The organism is Pseudomonas sp. FSL W5-0203, assembly GCF_001896155.1.
Taxonomy (GTDB): domain Bacteria; phylum Pseudomonadota; class Gammaproteobacteria; order Pseudomonadales; family Pseudomonadaceae; genus Aquipseudomonas; species Aquipseudomonas paracarnis.
In genome coordinates this window covers 105,758-123,808 of the sequence record NZ_MPOR01000006.1, presented here as the reverse complement: position 1 = coordinate 123,808, position 18,051 = coordinate 105,758, and the positions used below count along the sequence as shown (strand labels likewise).

Here is an 18,051-nt window from a genome sequence, read left to right as displayed (position 1 = left end):
AGCCTGAAGGCCACCTGGCTTCCTTTAGGTTTGAGTGGTATGCGCTGCGTACTTTGTATTCCGAACGGCAACGCAAAATCCTCAATCGAGACGTTCATTAATCGATGAGGCGGTGCCAGGCACCAGCCCGGGCACGAATGGGTAGCAGGCTCGCAGGCCAGACGCGATGTACTTCTCGACGGAAGACACCGACACTTTCAACTCGCAGGCAATGTCGCGGTGGCCCATACCATGCAACTTGCACAGCAGCAGCGCTTGGCGGGTTTTGGCTGGCTTGCGGCGCAATGCGTCATCGATCTGAGCCAGCGCTTCACTCACGAGGGCACGTCGCTCCTCTGACGGGACCAACAGTTCGGCCTGCAACTTGAGCGCCTCCAGATGGCGGGCCTCAAGATGACGTCGGCGATAAAGATCGATCACCATGCCTTTGGCGATTTGGGTCAGGTGGGCGCGAGAATCCTCGGTGGAAGGAACCCGGCCTTTCTTGATGAGATTGAGATAGACATCGTGAGCGAGATCAGCGGCATCGACCGAGCTGCCCAACTTGCGGCGCAACAGGCTGCATAGCCAACCGTGATGGTCGACATAGAGCTTTTCAAATTGCTGCGTGGACGCGAACGCTCCGTTGTTCACAACACCTCTCCTGAGACGGTCAATTCGCGATCAGCTTTTGACTAATGCGAATAGGTATGATTATTATTTAACATCATACGGCGTTCATTGACCCCCTGCAAATGTGAGTTGCTTGCACCTTCTCTTGCGCCTGGATTTCTGAGCGTTGCAGCAGACCGAGGATCGGCCTGTCGGCACTGCGGTGCCCTCTCTACTTCTTACTGTTCAGTTTGATAAGGCGGGAAATTTCCATGATGGAACTCAATCCAGACTCGTTACCGAAACTGTCTGTCACTGATAACGAAGAGCATTTCTGGCTCTTGCAGCAGCAATACCCCGAACGCGTGCTCAAGCACTTCAGCGCCTGGCGATTCGACGCCGACATTGACCTTTCACGACTCACGTCAGCGATCAGGAGCGTTATCGAAACACTCCCCGATCTGAATGCGCGCTACCTGTTCAACGACGATGGCGAAGTGCACAAAGTGCACGCCGCTGACTGGCAGTCCTGCTTTGAACTCATGCATCTACACTCGGACGTAGAGGCCACCGAGCATTTGCGCGCGCAGCAAATGGCACCCTGGGACGCGCAAAGCCAGCCGCCATTCAAGGCGTTGATTATCCAAACCGGGCAAGACACTATCCTTGGCTTCATACTCCATCAGGTCCTCGACCAGAGTTGCCAGGAAGACCATTTGTATCACCAGGTATTGAGCGCCTATATAGGCCACTCGGCCAGCAATACGCCTTGGTTGCACGGCTTGGCGAATGGTGAAGCGCTATCGTCACCCATCAGTGCGCCCACCGCCCAGCCTGCGGCCAACGACGACGTTGCGTCGATTATTCTTGATGAGTTTCGAGCGGCCCTGGTAGAGCCTGACATGCAACTCACTGATGATTTCTTTGATTTCGGCGGTCATTCGCTACTGGCCACACGCATCATTGGCAAGCTGCTGAGCGGCCATGGCATTGAAGTCCAGTTCAATGATTTTTTCAGCGCGCCGTCGGCCGCCGCCTTGGCTGCACACGCCCATATCATCGAGCAAAACGATGCAACTGCTGTTGCCATGGACCGCCAGCAAGACGTACAGAGGGCACCTTTCGCGCTGGCCCAAGCCTCCCTTGGGCGGGCTTACGCAGCCTTTGAGTTCGGGACAATTTTCAACCTGCCCTTTGCCCTGGACTTCCTCGACCAGGTGGATGAAGCACTGTTCGAGCAAGCTTTCCGTGACCTGCTCAAGCGTCACGCCAGCCTGCGTTCAACCTTCCACTTCGAGGGCTCTGAGGCGTACCAGCAGATCGTGCCGTTCGAGCAGCTGTCCGAATACAAGTGGTTCTGGCCAAGCCAGGAAAGCCGGGGTGCAACGCTCAAAAGCGAAGCCACCTATCAGTTCGACCTGACCCGCGAGCTACCCCTACGGGTTCGTTTCATTTACGACCCGCAACGCCAACGCCAAACCCTGTCATTGCTGATCCACCACATGGCCATTGATGAATGGTCACTCAACGTGATGATGGAGGAACTGGCTCAGGCCTACCTCGCCCGTGCAGCAGACAAAGCACCCACCTGGTCAGCGCCTGCACCGTCATTCCATGAGTTCGCCCTACGACAACAGGCCACTGGCATCAATCAACAGCATCTCGACTACTGGACGAACATGTTGCGCGGCGCAACCCAGGGCCTGGCACTGCCCTCCCCTGACTATCAGGCCAGCGTGCCGGCCAGCGAAGTGTCGACGAACGCGCAATGGTTCGAAATCAAACCCGACCAGGCGCTCACCGATAACCTGTATGCCTTCGCCAGACGGAATAACGCTTCGCTGTTCGGTGTGGTCTATACGGCGATTGCGTTATCCCTGCATAAGGTCGGTAATTTGAAAGACCTTGTGATCGGCACGTCCGCCTCCGGCCGCACCGACCCAGGGTTTTATGAAACGGTCGGTTACTTCACCACGATGGTGGCGCATCGGGTGCAGTTCGATCCCCAGCAGGCCGTTGGCGCACTGATTGAAAACACCACTCGCCTGATCAATGATTCCATGGCTTATGCCGATATTCCGATGGAGCAGATCCAACAGGCCCTCGGCATGACGCCCGCAGACGGCCTGCTGTTCGACGTGTACATTCAAATACACGCCAACAACGCCTTGAATGGCACCCTGAGCACACCGGACGCCGGGACGATCCGCTACCGGCAGATTGACCCGGACAAGAACCAATCGATGTTCGGTATTCAGTTCGAAATCATGGAGAACACGATCGACGGCAAACGCTCACTGCGCCTGGTCATTACTTACCGTTCGGACCGCTACAGCGCAGCACAGATGGCGCGCCTGAGCACGACCATAGATCAGGTGTTCGCGCTGTTTACGACGCCCGACGCAGCCCGCACCGCCCTTAACCAAATCCACCTATAACCTGATCAGGGTCTTGGTAATGCTACCAAGACCCTCAACCCTCGGCTCTACGCTTCATGCATCCCGTAGCGCTGGAACGATGACCGTTTGGGCAAGCGGTAGTAAGGCTGGCCAAGCAACTGGTTGATAATCGTTGCATTGCGAATCGCCGCAATCCCCAAGTCCGGCGAACCAACACCATGCTGGAAGATCTCCGCATTCTGCACGAAGACACGGCCCGTGCCTGCATCGCAGCGGCGTGCGGTGAAATCGTCCTGGACGATACAGTCACCATACTCATCGGTTTCAAGCACCACGCCCTTGAGCCTTTCAAACCACTGCGGCCATGTATGCCCGTAGCCTGTCGCCGCCACAATGGCATCAGCTTCAAGAGTGCCGGTCTGGTTCAATTCACGGTGCCGGTAAGCGATTTTCAGCATGCCATCAATCTCTTCCACGGCCTGCACCTCGCAATTGGATAGCAACGTCAGGCCCGGATCACTGCCGCCAATCGAGCGTTCATAGATCAGGTCGTAGATATCAGCGATGGTCGAGAAGCTAATGCCTTTGTACAGCAGCCCTTGCCCTGCAACGATGGCACGGCGTCGCTCCCTCGGAATGCTGTGGAAGTACTCCATGTAGGACGGCGTAAAACACTCCTGCCCCAGTTTCGAATACTCCATGGGATGAAAACCCGCTGAGCGTGTGATCCAGCGAATCGACGCCCCTGCTGCAATCCGCTCGGGTGTCAACTCGCTGAACAAGGCCAACACACATTCGGCCGCACTTTGGCCGGAGCCAATGACCGTGACCCGCTGGCATTTCGACAACTGTTGCTGACGCTTGCCGAACTCCGCCGAGTGCATCACCGGCGCGGTGCTCTTGACCTGTGCCCACTGGGGCAATACAGGCGCCGTACCGACACCAATCGCCAGGTCCCGACTGTGATAATAGCGCTTGAAGCCTGACACTGATTGGCTCTCTACCAGAAACTGGCCAGCGTTGGCGTCATACGTCACATCACAGATCTCCTCGCCGAAATGGCAGGCTGGCAGCTGCTGCGACGCCCAGCGGCAGTAGTGATCGTATTCACGGCGAGGCACCTGAAAGTTTTCGTAATAGTAGAACGGGTACAGGCGATCGTGCTGATGCAGGTAGTTCAGATAACTGAGCTGATGGGTGGGATCCGCCATCGTCACCAGGTCGGCCAGAAACGGAACCTGAAGCGTTGTGCCTGGTAACAAAAGCCCTTCATGCCAGCGAAATTCCGCTTTCCGGTCAAGGAATACACCGGTCACGCCAGGATGCTTGGACAGTAACGCGGCCAAACCCAGATTAAAGGGGCCAATGCCAACGCCGGTAATATCAACACTTTGTACATCCATCATCCAATCCATCTCCCTAGGCCCAACTGTTTGGTTATTGCAGTTGACGTGCGCGCAGGCGCGCCACCGCGCTTATATCAACATCCGTTACACGCTCAGGAACCCTCAGCCATGAGCAGGCGTTCAACGTCTTGTGCATTGCGACAGCGCAGGAGCTGCCCTGGCGAAAGGCGCACCGAGAAATCCTCTTGGACCCGCGCCGAAATCGCCTTCAAATGCTGGGGCCGTAGCCCAAGGCTAATAAAGTCCACGCTGGCATTCGCCCCATCCGCCAGCGGTCGCCCCAGTACGCTCAAGTAGATATCCAATACCTTGTTGCGTGGGGTCGAGCGCCTCATCGCAGCGGGCTCACTTGCGTCATTTACCGAAGCCGTAAGCAGGCTGCGGGCCCGTTGACGATCAGGCTTGCCGTTCTGCGACAGCGGCAACGCGTCCACCCTGAGCAAACGCGTGGGCACATGGGAGTGCGGCAGGTGCTGACGGGCGAAGTTGCGGAGTTCGGTGGTGGTCGGCTCTTCGCCGCCCTGCTGACAGACATACAAAGCGCCAATGCAGACCTCGCCTTGGCGCTGCTCGCCGTAATCCACGACCAACACGTGCCTGAGCGACGGATGATTGATCAGCGCTATCTCGATATCCGGAAGCGATACCCGCACACCGCGAACTTTCACGTAGCCATTTACCCGACTGTCGAAGATCAAGGTACCGTCGCGGCGGTAACGCCCGCAGTCACCGGTCCGGAACGCCCGAACGGCTTGGCCATGTTCATCAGTGACGGTCACGAACTCGCTTTGAGCCAACTCGCCGTTTTCGAGGTACCCCAGCGCGAGATTGACGCCGGCGGTGTGAAGTCGGCCAACTACGCCCGCCGGGCAATGCTCGCCTCGTGGGTCTAGGACGAAGTAGCTATTTCCGGGCAAGGGCTTTCCATAAGGAATCAGCGCACGGTCATCGTCCGTAATTTCATGCCAGATACTCCAGATGGTGGTCTCCGTCGGCCCCCCCAGGGAAATCAACCGAGATGACGGCAGCAGTTCACGCAACTCGGCGATCACGGCCGGCTTGATGTAATCACCGCCCTGAGCAATCAAACGCAGGCTCTTCAAATCATGGCTGGTGCGGCATGAAAGGAGCATTTCCAAAATAGCGGGCACAGAGCACCACAACGTCACCTGATGTTGGGCGATCAACTGGTTCCAGCGTACGGCGTCCTTTTCCTCGCCCCCCCCGGTAAGCACCAGTGTTGCCCCTGCCGTCAGGCATCCGAAAACGTCAAACACCGACATGTCATGGTGAAGTGGAGTCACGGACATGAACACATCGCGCTCGGTGACAGCCCAACGTTCAAGGGTGCTGCCGACGACATTGGCGGTGGCTCGGTTGTTCAGAGCCACGCATTTGGGTTTACCAGTGGTGCCCGAGGTATAAAGGTAATAGGCCGGGGCGTCGCTTAACGACAGGTCATCCAGCACGGGCATCGCCTGGGTCTGCACAGCCAAGAGTTCCGCCGGTGTAGCCGTGACTGAGCCGACAGACTCATGCTGGGCAATCACCACAAGATCGGGCTGACAGTTTTCCAGCAGGTAACGCAACCGCTCGGCCGGCGCTGAAACGTCGATGGGAACCCAGATTACGCCTGTCAGAGCACACGCCAACGTCACCATCGTATGTTCCGGGCTGCGAGGCAGGCAGATGGCGACGACTTGCCCACGTGATAATCCGCGCGCTTTCAATGCCCCGATGATGCAGCACACGCTGTGGCCGAGTTCGGCATAGCTGATTAGCCGATCACCACTGATAAGAGCAGTTTTGGTATTGCTCCGATCAAAGATGTTGGTCGCGATCCTGTCGAGAAACCCTTCGCGGCACGCTTCAGTGACCCGACTATTGAAACGGTAGTGGCCTTTTTCGATTATCGCCTTGGCATCAACGGCCAAAACCCCGCTTGTGGTGGCTTGGTCGACCGCTTTTTCGATTGCGTTCAAAACGGCGCTGACAAGCTCCGGCTCCAGCACTGCGCGTGCATAGTCGATATCGAACACCAATTCGCCGTCGGCATTGGCCGAGAAGCGAATATCCATCGCCACCTGTGGCGTCTGGGTCAGACCGCCGTGCAGGCTCATCGGGCTGCCCTGCGCCGAGACTGGCCAGGAAAACCCGTTGGTGATCACCACCGGAAGCACCGGGCCGGGACCATGGGACTCGAACAGCAAACGAGCAAGGTCCACCCCTGAAAAGCTCAGGTGCTGCAACCCTTCCAGCACATCTACTTGCAGCTTGGCAGCGCGTTCGGCAAAACCATCTGGCTCGGCGCTCCAATTGATCGCGATAAAGCTTGAGCGATTCGCAAAGGCACCGACCGTTTGCGGGGCAACAGGCACCGCAACACACAAACCACCCTCATCGAGCCAGTGCGAGAGCACTTCCAGCACCAGTGCCATTAGCGTGGTGTTTTTAAACAGCCGCTGCCGCGCGCCCAACTTGCAATAGGCGCCGAACGTAGGCTTGGGGATCAGCAGGCTCTGTCGCTCGTAGCGTGAAGCGCCCACCCGATCCAGCGCAGTGATCCACGGCAGCCGCGGTGCCCCGCTGACCGCAGCAAGCTTGGCTTTCCAATAAACGGAATCTGCCTTGCGCTTACTGTCCAAATCCTCTGGCTCGGATGCCGTCTGCGGGAACGACTCCTCGCCAGTTGTGCCGTCGAACAGCTCGACCATGAGGGTGGCGATTGAGCGCCCATCGAGAATCAAGGCGTCGAGGCGTACGAAGACGCTCAACTGGCCCTCCGGAAGCTTGAAGATCGTGACGTTCCAGGGCGAACGGTCCAGCTCGAACAACGCATGCGCATACGCCTCGCGGCGCGCCTCGACGTAGTTGAGCGCCTCTTCTGGCGATAAGGTCGTAAGGTCGACTTCGTCCAGGTTCAACTGCACCTCATCGCTGACGAACTGCACGAGTTTCTGCGCGTCGATGCGTACTCTCAGGCTTTCGTGGCGCTGGACCATCTCGACCAGCCGGCTCCGCAGCAGTGCCGGATCCATAGCGCCGCGGTACTCGCGAAACTCTTGCATGGCCACACCACCCAGCGGCATCTGCGCGCTGCGCCCAAGCAAATAAGCCTGCTGTAAAGCGGTCAGTGGTTTTGCGACAACCGCTGGCTGGGAGAGTGGCTGGTCCAGAACAGCGGAGCAAGCGGCCACCTCGCGCACCATCAGCACGAAACGGTCGAAAAACTCCGACACCCAGGCGGGTGGTAACGCATCCAGACGGATATCCCAATTGATCAAGATGCCGCCGTCGGCGCAGACAACCTGCGCGTCTAGCGCAACCTGAGGCCCTTGGGAAACCACCCAGCTCATGGGGCCCAACACTCGCCGCACCCGCTCAGAAAGAAGGTCTGCGCCAGACAGATCCAGCCCGGCGGTAAACACAACAGGGGCCAGTTGCGCAGCGCCATGATGACGCGACAGGTCGCGCATCAGGTTCACCCCGGGATAAGCGCAATGCTCGAGCAAATCCACCATATTGCCTGCCAGTTGCCTGCACAGCTCGGCCAGGCTCCGGGCCGCCTCCAGATCGATATCCAGAATCAGCATGTTGGCAAAATCGCCGACGATCCGCTCAACCTCGCCCACCAGCGCAGGTCGCCAGAACGTAGGGACATTGAGGCGAAATCGCTTGTCTCCCGTTTGGGCGCCGAGGGCCGCTGCAAACACCCCCATCATCAAGGTAGACAGCGTTATTCTGCGTTCGCGGGCGAGACGCTGTAACGCCTGGCGCTCTTCTGGACCCAGCCATGTGCTGAGTCGATCGCTGTGCGGCTGGTCAGGCGGGGTTTCAAGAAAAGGTAACGTCGGCGCCGGCGCGATATCAGGCAGACGCTCGCGCCACCAGCGACGGTCCCGGTCGCGGGCCGTTTTAAGTGCGCTATCGGTGCGCGCTTTGTCATACCAGTCGAAGAACGATGGCGTGTGTGGCAGAGCGGCCTCTGGATGTTCATAGAGCTCTGCCAGGTCTTCTATCAACGTGCGAAAACTGGATGGGTCAATGGCGATCATGTCCGTATCGACATGCAGCCGAAACGCATCATTGGCCAGCAGGCTCACACAAAACCGTGCTGCGGGCCCTTGACACAGATCAAGCTGCTGATGAGTCCATTCCTCACGCTTGCAGAGCAGGCGCTGCGCAACCTCCTCTTCACTCATCCAACGTAAATCCTCCACCTCCAATAGCGGTGACTGGTCCATCGCAGCAATGGATTGAAGCCCTTCTGCATTCAGCCTGACTCGCAGCATGGGGTGCACCCGACATACCTGCTCAAGTGCCTTGCGCAGCCGCTCCAGCTCAATGCAATGGCCATCGAATTCGGCATACAGATGAGCTGAAACTTTCCCTAAAAACGCATGAGCAGTCCGCCCGATCCAACAGGCGGCTTGCATTGAAGTTAACTCTCTCATGGCTCACTCATGTGATTGACAAATCGTAATGATTAGCATCACATATTAGAAACGATAATGATTCTATTTCAAGATTTCTTTTTATCCCTAGGCCACGGAGGCTTCCCCCAAATGAGAACGGGCACCCTAAGAACAACCGAGATGGAAGAGGTGCAACTCGCAGAGGTACAACGTAGTTTTTCGTTCACATCCGGCGATCGCGAGTTAGCGGTCACCGGGATGCTGCAGAGAATTGAAACACCTGCCATTGGCGGCGATGACGCCAATAGCCTGTTCCAGCAGACAATTTCGCAAGCGCTTGATCGGGCGCGCGAAGCTGGCCAGAGCAACCCAATCATCGTTGGCGCCATCCCTTTCGACCCTGCTGAACCTTCCTGCCTCTACATTCCCGAACACGCGCAATGGCGGACCCGAGACATCCACGCGAAAACGGGTATGTCGACGCTGCCTGAGTTGATCGAACAGAAAAACATTCCGGACGAACAGGCCTTCAAACGGGCGGTGGAACACGCCGTCGTCAACTTCCGCCACAGCGACGTACGCAAGGCTGTGCTCTCGGTTCAACGCGAGCTGATATTTGCAAACGATGTGGATGTGAGTGCCCTGCAGCACAACCTGAAAACCCAGAACCCGAGCGGCTACCACTTCCGTGTGCCAATGCCTGATGGCACCACGCTGATCGGTGTCAGTCCCGAACTTCTGGTCCGCAAGGAAGGCCTGAGATTTCTGTCCAACCCGCTGGCAGGGTCAGCCAAGCGCATGGCCGATCCAGAAGCCGACCGGCGCAATGCAGACTGGTTGCTGACATCGGAAAAAGATCACTACGAACACGGGTTCGTGACCCAGGACATCGTCAGCCAACTGGGGAAACTATGCACGCAGCTGAATGTGCCGCAACGCCCCTCCCTCATCAGCACGCCCGCGCTCTGGCACCTCTCGACCCGCATCGAAGGTACGCTGGCAGACCCGGCTGTATCGGCCTTGCAGCTTGCCTGCCGCTTGCACCCCACACCGGCTGTGTGCGGCTTCCCCACCGAGCGCGCCCGGCGCCTGATTCGCTTCGTCGAACCCTTCGAGCGCGGCCTGTTCACCGGCATGGTGGGTTGGTGCGATGCCCAGGGCAATGGCGAATGGGTCGTAACGATTCGTTGCGGCACGGTCAGGCGAAACAAGGTCCGCCTGTTCGCCGGCGCAGGCATCGTTGAAGCCTCAAGCCCCGACTCCGAATGGGCAGAAGTCCAGACCAAGCTTGGCACTATGCTGCGCGCCTGCGGATTGGCCCACTAACTCGAATTTTTTTTCACACGTGAATACTATGACTATTGAATTTAACCACTGGCCTCTGGAAAGCGCACAGCGTTATCGGGACAAAGGCTATTGGCTCGACAAACCGCTCACCCACCTCCTTCAGGAACGCAGCCAGTCGCAACCCGACGCCCCCGCGATTATTTGCGGCGATCGCCACTTCAGCTATGCCGAGTTGGACCAATTGTCTTCCAACCTGGCCTCGCGACTGGCCGCCAGCGGGCTTGGCAACGGTGACACTGCACTGGTGCAGTTGCCCAATATCGCGGAGTTTTACATTGTCCTTTTTGCCCTGCTCAAGTCAGGAATCGCACCCCTCAACGCGCTCTACAGCCATCGCAAACTTGAACTCAAGAGTTACGCCAAACAAATCGCGCCAACGTTGTTGATTGCCTCCCGCGAACATGAAGTCTTCCGTGACGACAGCTATATCGCCGACTTCAAGGAGGTGGGTTCAAGTCCAGACATCATCTTGCTGTTGGGCGAGCAACGTCACGAAAACAACCTCGCCGACTGGATCAATACGCCGAGCGAGAGCAACGTGAACGTCTCCCCCTCGGGGCCCGGCGAGGTCGCATTGTTCCAACTGTCAGGCGGCAGCACGGGCACCCCCAAACTCATCCCCCGCACTCACAACGACTATTACTACAACGCCAAGGCAAGCGCGCAAGTATGCGAACTTACCCCACGCACGCGCTTTCTATGCGCGCTACCTGCCGCCCATAACTTCTTGCTCAGCTCCCCCGGCGCCCTCGGTGTTCTACATGCTGGCGGCTGCATCATCATGGCGCCCAGCCCGGAGCCCTTGACCTGTTTTTCGATCATCCAGCGCCAAGAAGTCAATACTGTGGCCTTGGTGCCAAGTGCAGTCGCCTTGTGGCTGCAGGCAGCGCCGGAGCATAAAGAACAACTGCAATCGCTTGAGTTCCTCCAGGTCGGTGGCGCCTGTTTTGCCGACTCGCTGGCACGCCAGGTGCCCGGCGTGCTCGGTTGTAAGCTGCAACAGGTATTCGGGATGGCCGAAGGCCTGATCAACTACACCCGGCTAAATGACTCCGACGAACAGATTTTTACTACCCAGGGCCGTCCGATCAGCCCCGACGATGAAATCAAAATCGTTGACGAACAAGGCCTCCCCGTCCCGGACGGAGAACCTGGCATGCTCGCCACACGTGGCCCTTACACTTTTTGCGGGTACTACCAAAGCCCCGAACAAAATGCCCAGGCGTTCGATAACGAGGGGTACTACTACTCCGGCGACCTCGTCCAACTCATGCCCAGCGGCGATTTGCGCGTGGTCGGCAGGGTCAAGGACCAGATCAACCGTGGCGGTGAAAAAGTCGCCTCGGAGGAAATCGAAAACCTCATCGTCCTCCATCCTGATGTGACTCACGCGGGCTTGGTGGCCATGCCCGATGACAGGCTGGGAGAAAAAAGCTGCGCGTTCGTCGTCTCACGCAACCCGAGCCTGAAGCCGCCCGCGCTCAGACGTCACCTGATGGAACTCGGCATCGCCGAATACAAACTGCCCGACCGCATCCGGTTAATCGAAACCATGCCGCTGACACCCGTGGGCAAGATTGACAAGAAGCACCTGCGTCAGCTTCTGGCAGCGGAAACCACCCGCGCCTGGTTGCAGACTCGCGTGCGGCAACTCGTCGAGGACTGTGAAGACCTGGACCCTGAGGAAAACCTGATTTTCTATGGCCTCGACTCCTTGCAAGTGATGAGACTCGCTGCCGAACTCAAGGAGCGTGGCATTGCCGTCAGCTTCGAAGAACTGGCGGATTCGCCCACGCTCAGCAGCTGGTGGTCATTGGTAGACGCGAGGCAGATAGCCGCCTGACCGGGCGGCGTCACCCAGTCGTTTTAAAAGGAGTTAGACATGACTTTATCCCCTGCCGACCAAAGCAAGCTTGAAGGCTTCTGGCAGCACTGCGTAACACATCAGTATTTCAACATTGGGTATCCCGAATCAGCCGATTTTGATTACTCCCAGCTGCACCGTTTCTTGCAATTTTCAATTAACAACTGCGGGGACTGGAACGAGTACAGCAACTACCTGTTGAACTCGTTCGACTTTGAAAAAGACGTCATGACGTATTTCGCCGAGCTGTTCAACATTGCCCTTGAAGACAGTTGGGGTTACGTCACCAATGGCGGGACGGAAGGCAATATGTTTGGCTGCTACCTGGGACGCGAACTGTTTCCGGACGGCACCCTGTACTACTCGAAAGACACCCACTACTCCGTGGCAAAGATCGTCAAATTATTGCGGATCAAATGCCGTGCGGTCGAATCGCTGCCCAATGGCGAAATCGACTACGACGACCTGATGGCAAAAATAACCGCCGACCAGGAGCGTCACCCCATCATCTTCGCCAACATCGGCACCACGATGCGTGGAGCCGTGGATAATATCGTGACCATCCAGCAACGCCTGCAACAGGCAGGCATTGCCCGCCACGACTACTACCTGCACGCTGATGCGGCCTTGAGCGGGATGATCCTGCCCTTCGTCGATCACCCACAACCCTTCTCGTTTGCCGACGGCATCGACTCGATCTGCGTCTCCGGCCACAAGATGATCGGCTCGCCCATTCCTTGCGGAATTGTCGTGGCCAAACGCAACAACGTCGCGCGCATTTCAGTGGAAGTGGACTATATCCGCGCCCATGACAAGACCATCAGCGGCTCGCGCAACGGCCACACACCCCTGATGATGTGGGCGGCACTGCGCAGCTACTCATGGGCTGAATGGCGCCATCGAATCAAACACAGCCTGGACACGGCACAGTACGCCGTCGACCGCTTCCAGGCCTCGGGCATTGATGCCTGGCGCAACGAAAACTCCATCACCGTCGTGTTCCCTTGCCCATCAGAAAGAATTGCGACGAAATACTGCCTGGCCACCTCCGGTAATTCGGCACACCTGATCACCACACCTCATCATCACGACTGCAGCATGATCGACGCCTTGATCGACGAAGTGGTTGCCGAAGCTCAACTGAATACCCTTCGATCCAAGCGAGCATTCACTGAACAAACGGTCGTCGAGCGATTGCCCGCGGCGTCATTCAACTTGCGTACCCATTATTGAAAGAGACCAGCCTCATGCTGCCGCTAAAACCGCCACAAGCCTGCGAGAACCTCAATGACATTCGAGCGGGCATCGACTTTTTTGACCGCCAGATCCTTGACTCGCTACAAAAACGCCTGCGTTACGTAAAGGCTGCGGCGCAGTTCAAAGCCAACGAACAGGACATTCCAGCACCTGAACGCGTCGCGGCCATGCTTGAGGAGCGGCGACTATGGGCGGTAGAAGCCGAACTTGATGTCGCTTTCGTCGAGAAGCTCTACGAGCAGATTATTCACTGGAATATTCAACAGCAAATCCTGCATTGGCGGGCCACCCGACAACCAACGTACTCGGCGCAGGCCAAGTCATGACGATGGCGGGTGGATGCCTGACGACTTGAGGTCTGCGATTCACGCGGGCTGTCCTTGTTCGAGTGGTGTGTGTTCACAACTATCACCGTAGACCAAGGGCGGCCTTTTCTTCATTTTTTTGTAATCAGATCAGCCTGTTAGCTGTTAATTAAGTGCCATTCAAATCTGTCCCCTTTTTGTTTCGCCATAATGCTGATATCGAATTCTTTGCATTTGACCTTGCCCGTAATTCGATTGGCCGCAGTGTCGGGTAGAGTCACCGTAGCCCCATCTATTCTGCTCTACGCCCCCCGGCACTACCATAGCCCGCGTTAAAAATCCGACTCGCAATTAAATAAAACACAGACACCATCTTCCTTCCCAACCAAGCTGATTGGCTTTTTACTTACGCCACCGTCAACTGAAATCTCAACCATAAGAGTTTGATCCTCAAATGAGCGTAATTCTTCAATTAATTCAGAAATGGTCTTCCCACGTGTAATCCAATCCGGCATCTCAGTTTTTTTCATTTCAATCACCAATACGTTTCATATTCACGTCAAAAGTACCCAGTCTCGTATCTTTCGAGCCAAGCGCTTTAACCGATTTAGCTGCTTTCCATGCTCCTCCGTTATGTCCGTCAAGGTCCCTAGTGATATACAAATTCCCCTGTTTGAAAACAGCCTGCCCATCATGAACTGTTTAATCGGAAGGGGACAGATTTATTTTCCACAGACTCATTCGTTATATCTAAAAAGACGCGTCAAACCTATAAATAAATCCGTCCCCTTTTTTATAGTCCACTTTTTTATAAACCTTATTCAGGACGCCCCCCATTTAATCAACCGAAAATGATGCGAAATAAAATGACAATTTTTTATCCTCAAGCTCGCTAAATTCATAGCGCATTTTGTCAAAACCAGAATCCAGCTTATTCACACTCATGTGCATCAGCTGAGTAAGACCCCCGCCAAAATCACGGGACGCAAACTCGCTGACATCAATGAATCTGATACGCACGATCTCAGCCCCAATCTTTTCAGATGTCGAAATTGATAAAAATAAATCATATGTCACCTCATCCATATTCAATTGAATGCTAATTGCATGCAAACAATTATTAGCAACAAGCAGCTCATTCAATTCTGGAGCATTAATCATTTTTCACCCTCGTTTCCTTGCCCTTGGGACCATATCCAGGACCATACTCGTAAGTATGCGTGTGCGGATCGGAATGATATTCCGCAGGCTTTCCTTTGTCCCCATACCCGTGATTCGTGTAATCCGTTCTTTCAATCTGCCGCCGAAAACAGGGAACAGATTTATTTTTCTAGAGACTCATTCTTTATATCTAAAAGAACTAGTCAAACCTATAAATAAATCTGTCCCCTTTTTTCCCTTTGCCTCGAACCACGAAGCCGTTTGAGCTAACCCCAACTGCGAAGTTTTGCTCAACACCATTGTGCGTGATGCGATAAACATTAGCCGAACCATTGGTTCCGACAATTTCCCACGTTCAAGAACACTCATTACAACATTTGGAATGTCATCACGTGAGATGCCTTTGTTGACAAAGTCGGCTTCGTGTCGTTTGTAGATGTGTTGCAATCCGGCAGCATCAGTACCCTTTTCCAGCCAGACTGTTCGGCCATCTGGCAACCTACGGATATCAACAACACTTCCTGGGGTGATTTTAGTGCCTACATGCAATCCCGAAATCAATTCGTCCCTCGTCAGAGCGGACCCCGACACTCCTTTTGCACCAACTTACAAACTATTTAAACGCCAAGCGCTCTCAACAAAGTCGAAGCATCCTTTAACAGTTCGGGATCTTGGCTTAAATTCTTCACTTCGGCCAAAGCGCAAACGGCCTTTTGCGCCGCACTTGTATTTTTCTGCCAACACTCTGCACTCACACTTGCGAGAGCTGCAAGCAGCTCGCCGTCGTATCTCTCTCCTGCCAACACATCATCATGTAGTAATATCACAGCAAAGGGTAATAGCTCATTAATAAAAAGATTTTGCCTAATTGCGCGGCATACATCTCCTACACTTAAGTGATCTAGTGGAGTATCGCATACCAAAAGATACCATTCGCTCAAAGACGATGGACTGTCTTCTGGTAACCAACTGATTTGAGTAAGTCTTTCCAATTCACGAAACGTCATATCCCGGCACCATTTAAAGCTGACTCAATACGATTGATAGTATCGACCGCTCGCTGACGTGCAGCTTGCGCTGACGGTTCATTCACCCCTTCAAGGTGTCCGCATGGTTCCGTAAACCTCGAAGAGTGTCGTTCATCTCTTTTAGGTGATCCCAATAACCACCGCCAGGCTTCGGAACAGGATTACCCGCCATATCCTTTAAGGTACCCGTAATATCACTATCCTTGAAATTATGAGAATATTGTCAATTTTTCCGACAACTCTTTTTGGCCTTGACTCAGCGTAGCCAGAGTGTCTCCAGCCCCTTTTGCACCAACTAATCTTCGACAATTATATCTACAGCTTGCCCCTTGATAGCTACTCGCCCCCAGTCTCCGGTCAGTTCATAGCCATCATCACAACCAACAAAACTGTCTATATTCCCATAATCGAACTCGCCCGAAGCATCTGCATATGCCATAAACCTCCTATCAAGCCATTCGAAAGAATCTACATTTAGAAAGCGCAAAAAAATCTTTCTATAGCAATGTTTCTCTCCTTCTTGTGGCTTTTTATATTTTGGATGACTTTCAGTAAGAACTGCTTCTAACTCAAAGATTAGAGAGTCCTCCCCCTCACGAACAGATAAAACATAGCTATCTTCGAGATAGATATTTGAAAGCGAGGGAATTTCATAATAGTTCATATTTATCCTCACAAATCAAAGTCAATTGACGTGTGATTATCCGGACTTTTTCTTGTTACCGGATTACCAAAGGCGTCTGTTCTTTGACCTGTCGCGCTTTTAAACTCAACATGTGGATCAGCACTTCCTGGCGCCCGCGAACTGCCTTATTTGATTGTCACACGAGGAATGCCATTCGCGTCAAGATATTTGAGAGTGCCACCACCAGTCTGTACAGGCTTCCAACCTTGAGCTTCCGCATATTGCTTCAACTCGCTAGCTTTTGGCGTTCGACCGGGTTCAAAAATCTTATTAATGCCTTTTGCACCATTAGCAAAAACCGTGCTCCCCGCCTTCACGCCTAAGGACTTAACCTCCCCAAGCACAGCATCCATCAAAAACTCAGTCGCTACAACATACTCATTTCCATGCAAAAGGTTATCAGGGTCGACTTTAGCCTCCTCATGAAACCCCTTCATAGTTTCAACAGTACGATCTGTCAGCTTTGCAGCGAGCTCGATAGCTTTAGATTCTTTGAACTCTCTGTACTGATCCCCCGCTACCGCTTCAGCTGCTGCATTTGCGACAACACTCACTACCAGCTTCATCGGCCCCATCATGGCCTGCACGCTAAGCATCGCAGCCTGAAACTGCTCTGCGGGCAGCTTCTGGGAAAGTTTGACTATATCAACGATGCCATCGAGCGCTGCTTCACCCCCGTTACGCGGTAAGTCATCAATGAGCACGGCCGGCAGCTCGTACCCTCAGCCAGTCTTCGGCTGGGTGGGAGGTGTGGCACGGCAACTGCCATCATCCATGCAGCCCTTGATTTTCTTATCGTAAATTGCCGCCTTTTCCGAAAAATCATTCAATGCGCTTATAACGTCCGCAGGGAGCGCATCCAGAGTCTCAACGAAAAAGGGGACAGATTTATTTTACAGAGACTCATCCGCTACTGTTCAAGACCTTCACAAAACCCAAACTTCAAAAATAAATCTGTCCCCTTTTCTCCAAGCATAGCCTTCAGTTATGCCTTGCGATGCGGCAGTACGGTGCCGATGAACAAAGCGGTGGGGTACCGAATTTACTCAGGTTGATCGCGAGGAAACGCGTCGGAAACCTGCCGGGACGGATTGAGCCTCGCGCCATAAAACGAAGGCCCAAGCCTTACCCGATGCTGATGCAAACGCGTTCAGCGGCAAGGGCCGAGGTCAGGAGAAATGGACATCCGAAGAAGGTTAAGTAAGCGCCATTCAAATCCGCCCCCTTTATCGCCTTTTTTTCGCCGCTCCCCTTTTATCACACTTTTTTATACACCCTCACTTAAACGGGTCAAACAAAACAGCTTTACTTAAGCTTTGCGCCTTAAATAATAAACCTAGCATCTTTTTAACCAATTCTGAAATCGTAGGATTGATGTTCGCCACAGCAACCAATTCATCAGCAAGCGCACTAATCTGCGCCCCGAAAAATAGGTCATAATCGTCAAAACTCAAGCTGGAAAGCATTGGAAATTGCTCGACATCCAGTCGAAAGAAAAAACTCGCGACATCCAAAGGAATCTCGATACGATCAAGACAGCCATCTCGGCCGACGGCTGCTAAACCTGTATCCCACATCATTAAGTAATACATA

General features: G+C 54.5%; 16 protein-coding genes and 2 pseudogenes. 6 read left to right on the top strand and 12 right to left on the bottom strand.

The genetic code is table 11. The annotated features are described in order from the left end of the window. Positions 1–81: 81 nt before the first annotated feature. Positions 82–633 (bottom strand): sigma-70 family RNA polymerase sigma factor, encoded by a 552-nt coding sequence (locus BOP96_RS08305; RefSeq protein ID WP_014718547.1) that lies wholly within the window; start codon positions 631–633, stop codon positions 82–84. Between the two features lie 230 nt (positions 634–863). On the opposite strand from BOP96_RS08305, the gene BOP96_RS08300 reads away from it, so the two are divergent. Then, a complete protein-coding gene (locus BOP96_RS08300; RefSeq protein WP_073452421.1) occupies positions 864–3,029 on the top strand; it encodes a condensation domain-containing protein in 2,166 nt (721 codons plus the stop codon). Positions 3,030–3,076: 47 nt separating this feature from the next. On the opposite strand, the gene basC is transcribed toward BOP96_RS08300, so the two are convergent. Together basC and BOP96_RS08290 are read right to left on the bottom strand one after the other, a co-directional pair. Further along, positions 3,077–4,396, bottom strand: coding sequence for a putative histamine N-monooxygenase (gene basC / locus BOP96_RS08295; protein WP_014718549.1), 1,320 nt, complete (start codon positions 4,394–4,396; stop codon positions 3,077–3,079). A 92-nt stretch (positions 4,397–4,488) separates the two neighbouring features. Then, positions 4,489–8,850 carry an amino acid adenylation domain-containing protein gene (locus tag BOP96_RS08290; protein ID WP_073452419.1) on the bottom strand — a complete coding sequence of 1,454 codons (4,362 nt, stop codon included), beginning with the start codon at positions 8,848–8,850 and terminating at the stop codon, positions 4,489–4,491. A gap of 141 nt (positions 8,851–8,991) precedes the next feature. Between BOP96_RS08290 and BOP96_RS08285 the strand changes: the two genes are divergently transcribed. Genes BOP96_RS08285 through BOP96_RS08270 form a run of 4 tightly spaced genes read left to right on the top strand, consistent with a single transcriptional unit; the run spans position 8,992 to position 13,605 of the window. Then, entirely contained in the window at positions 8,992–10,137 is a 1,146-nt protein-coding gene (locus BOP96_RS08285) for an isochorismate synthase (protein WP_138726211.1), read from the top strand. A gap of 28 nt (positions 10,138–10,165) precedes the next feature. Continuing rightward, on the top strand, positions 10,166–12,001 hold the full coding sequence (locus BOP96_RS08280; RefSeq protein ID WP_060767564.1) for a (2,3-dihydroxybenzoyl)adenylate synthase: 1,836 nt from the start codon (positions 10,166–10,168) through the stop codon (positions 11,999–12,001). Positions 12,002–12,040: 39 nt separating this feature from the next. After that, complete coding sequence (locus BOP96_RS08275) at positions 12,041–13,255, top strand: histidine decarboxylase (protein ID WP_014718553.1); 1,215 nt, start codon at positions 12,041–12,043, stop codon at positions 13,253–13,255. Between the two features lie 14 nt (positions 13,256–13,269). Continuing rightward, positions 13,270–13,605: an isochorismate lyase gene (locus BOP96_RS08270; RefSeq protein ID WP_014718554.1), complete on the top strand. Its 336-nt coding sequence runs from the start codon at positions 13,270–13,272 to the stop codon at positions 13,603–13,605. Between the two features lie 311 nt (positions 13,606–13,916). Here the strand turns inward: BOP96_RS08270 and BOP96_RS08265 are convergent, their stop codons facing one another. The 8 genes and pseudogenes from BOP96_RS08265 to BOP96_RS08235 form a co-directional block, all read right to left on the bottom strand. Further along, positions 13,917–14,114, bottom strand: a complete 198-nt coding sequence (locus tag BOP96_RS08265) for a hypothetical protein (protein ID WP_032872340.1) — start codon at positions 14,112–14,114, stop codon at positions 13,917–13,919. 1 nt (position 14,115) lies between these two features. After that, positions 14,116–14,247: a toxin C-terminal domain-containing protein gene (locus BOP96_RS08260; protein ID WP_073452415.1), complete on the bottom strand. Its 132-nt coding sequence runs from the start codon at positions 14,245–14,247 to the stop codon at positions 14,116–14,118. A gap of 174 nt (positions 14,248–14,421) precedes the next feature. Beyond that, positions 14,422–14,745: a hypothetical protein gene (locus BOP96_RS08255; protein ID WP_073452413.1), complete on the bottom strand. Its 324-nt coding sequence runs from the start codon at positions 14,743–14,745 to the stop codon at positions 14,422–14,424. 177 nt (positions 14,746–14,922) lie between these two features. After that, entirely contained in the window at positions 14,923–15,306 is a 384-nt protein-coding gene (locus BOP96_RS29505) for a hypothetical protein (protein WP_138726210.1), read from the bottom strand. A gap of 56 nt (positions 15,307–15,362) precedes the next feature. Continuing rightward, positions 15,363–15,752, bottom strand: a complete 390-nt coding sequence (locus BOP96_RS29500) for a contact-dependent growth inhibition system immunity protein (protein WP_073452411.1) — start codon at positions 15,750–15,752, stop codon at positions 15,363–15,365. After that, a pseudogene (locus BOP96_RS30830) lies at positions 15,749–15,978 on the bottom strand (hypothetical protein); the annotation flags it as partial. The gene BOP96_RS29500 and the pseudogene BOP96_RS30830, both read right to left, overlap by 4 nt. A 90-nt stretch (positions 15,979–16,068) precedes the next feature. Further along, positions 16,069–16,437: a hypothetical protein gene (locus BOP96_RS08240; protein ID WP_060767741.1), complete on the bottom strand. Its 369-nt coding sequence runs from the start codon at positions 16,435–16,437 to the stop codon at positions 16,069–16,071. Between the two features lie 146 nt (positions 16,438–16,583). Then, positions 16,584–17,162 (bottom strand): hypothetical protein, encoded by a 579-nt coding sequence (locus BOP96_RS08235; protein ID WP_073452409.1) that lies wholly within the window; start codon positions 17,160–17,162, stop codon positions 16,584–16,586. Between the two features lie 335 nt (positions 17,163–17,497). On the opposite strand from BOP96_RS08235, the pseudogene BOP96_RS30425 reads away from it, so the two are divergent. Further along, positions 17,498–17,662, top strand: a pseudogene (locus BOP96_RS30425) (IS4 family transposase); the annotation flags it as partial. Between the two features lie 73 nt (positions 17,663–17,735). Here BOP96_RS30425 and BOP96_RS08225 read toward each other — a convergent pair. After that, positions 17,736–18,050: a hypothetical protein gene (locus BOP96_RS08225; RefSeq protein WP_003191504.1), complete on the bottom strand. Its 315-nt coding sequence runs from the start codon at positions 18,048–18,050 to the stop codon at positions 17,736–17,738. Between the last annotated feature and the right edge of the window lies 1 nt (position 18,051).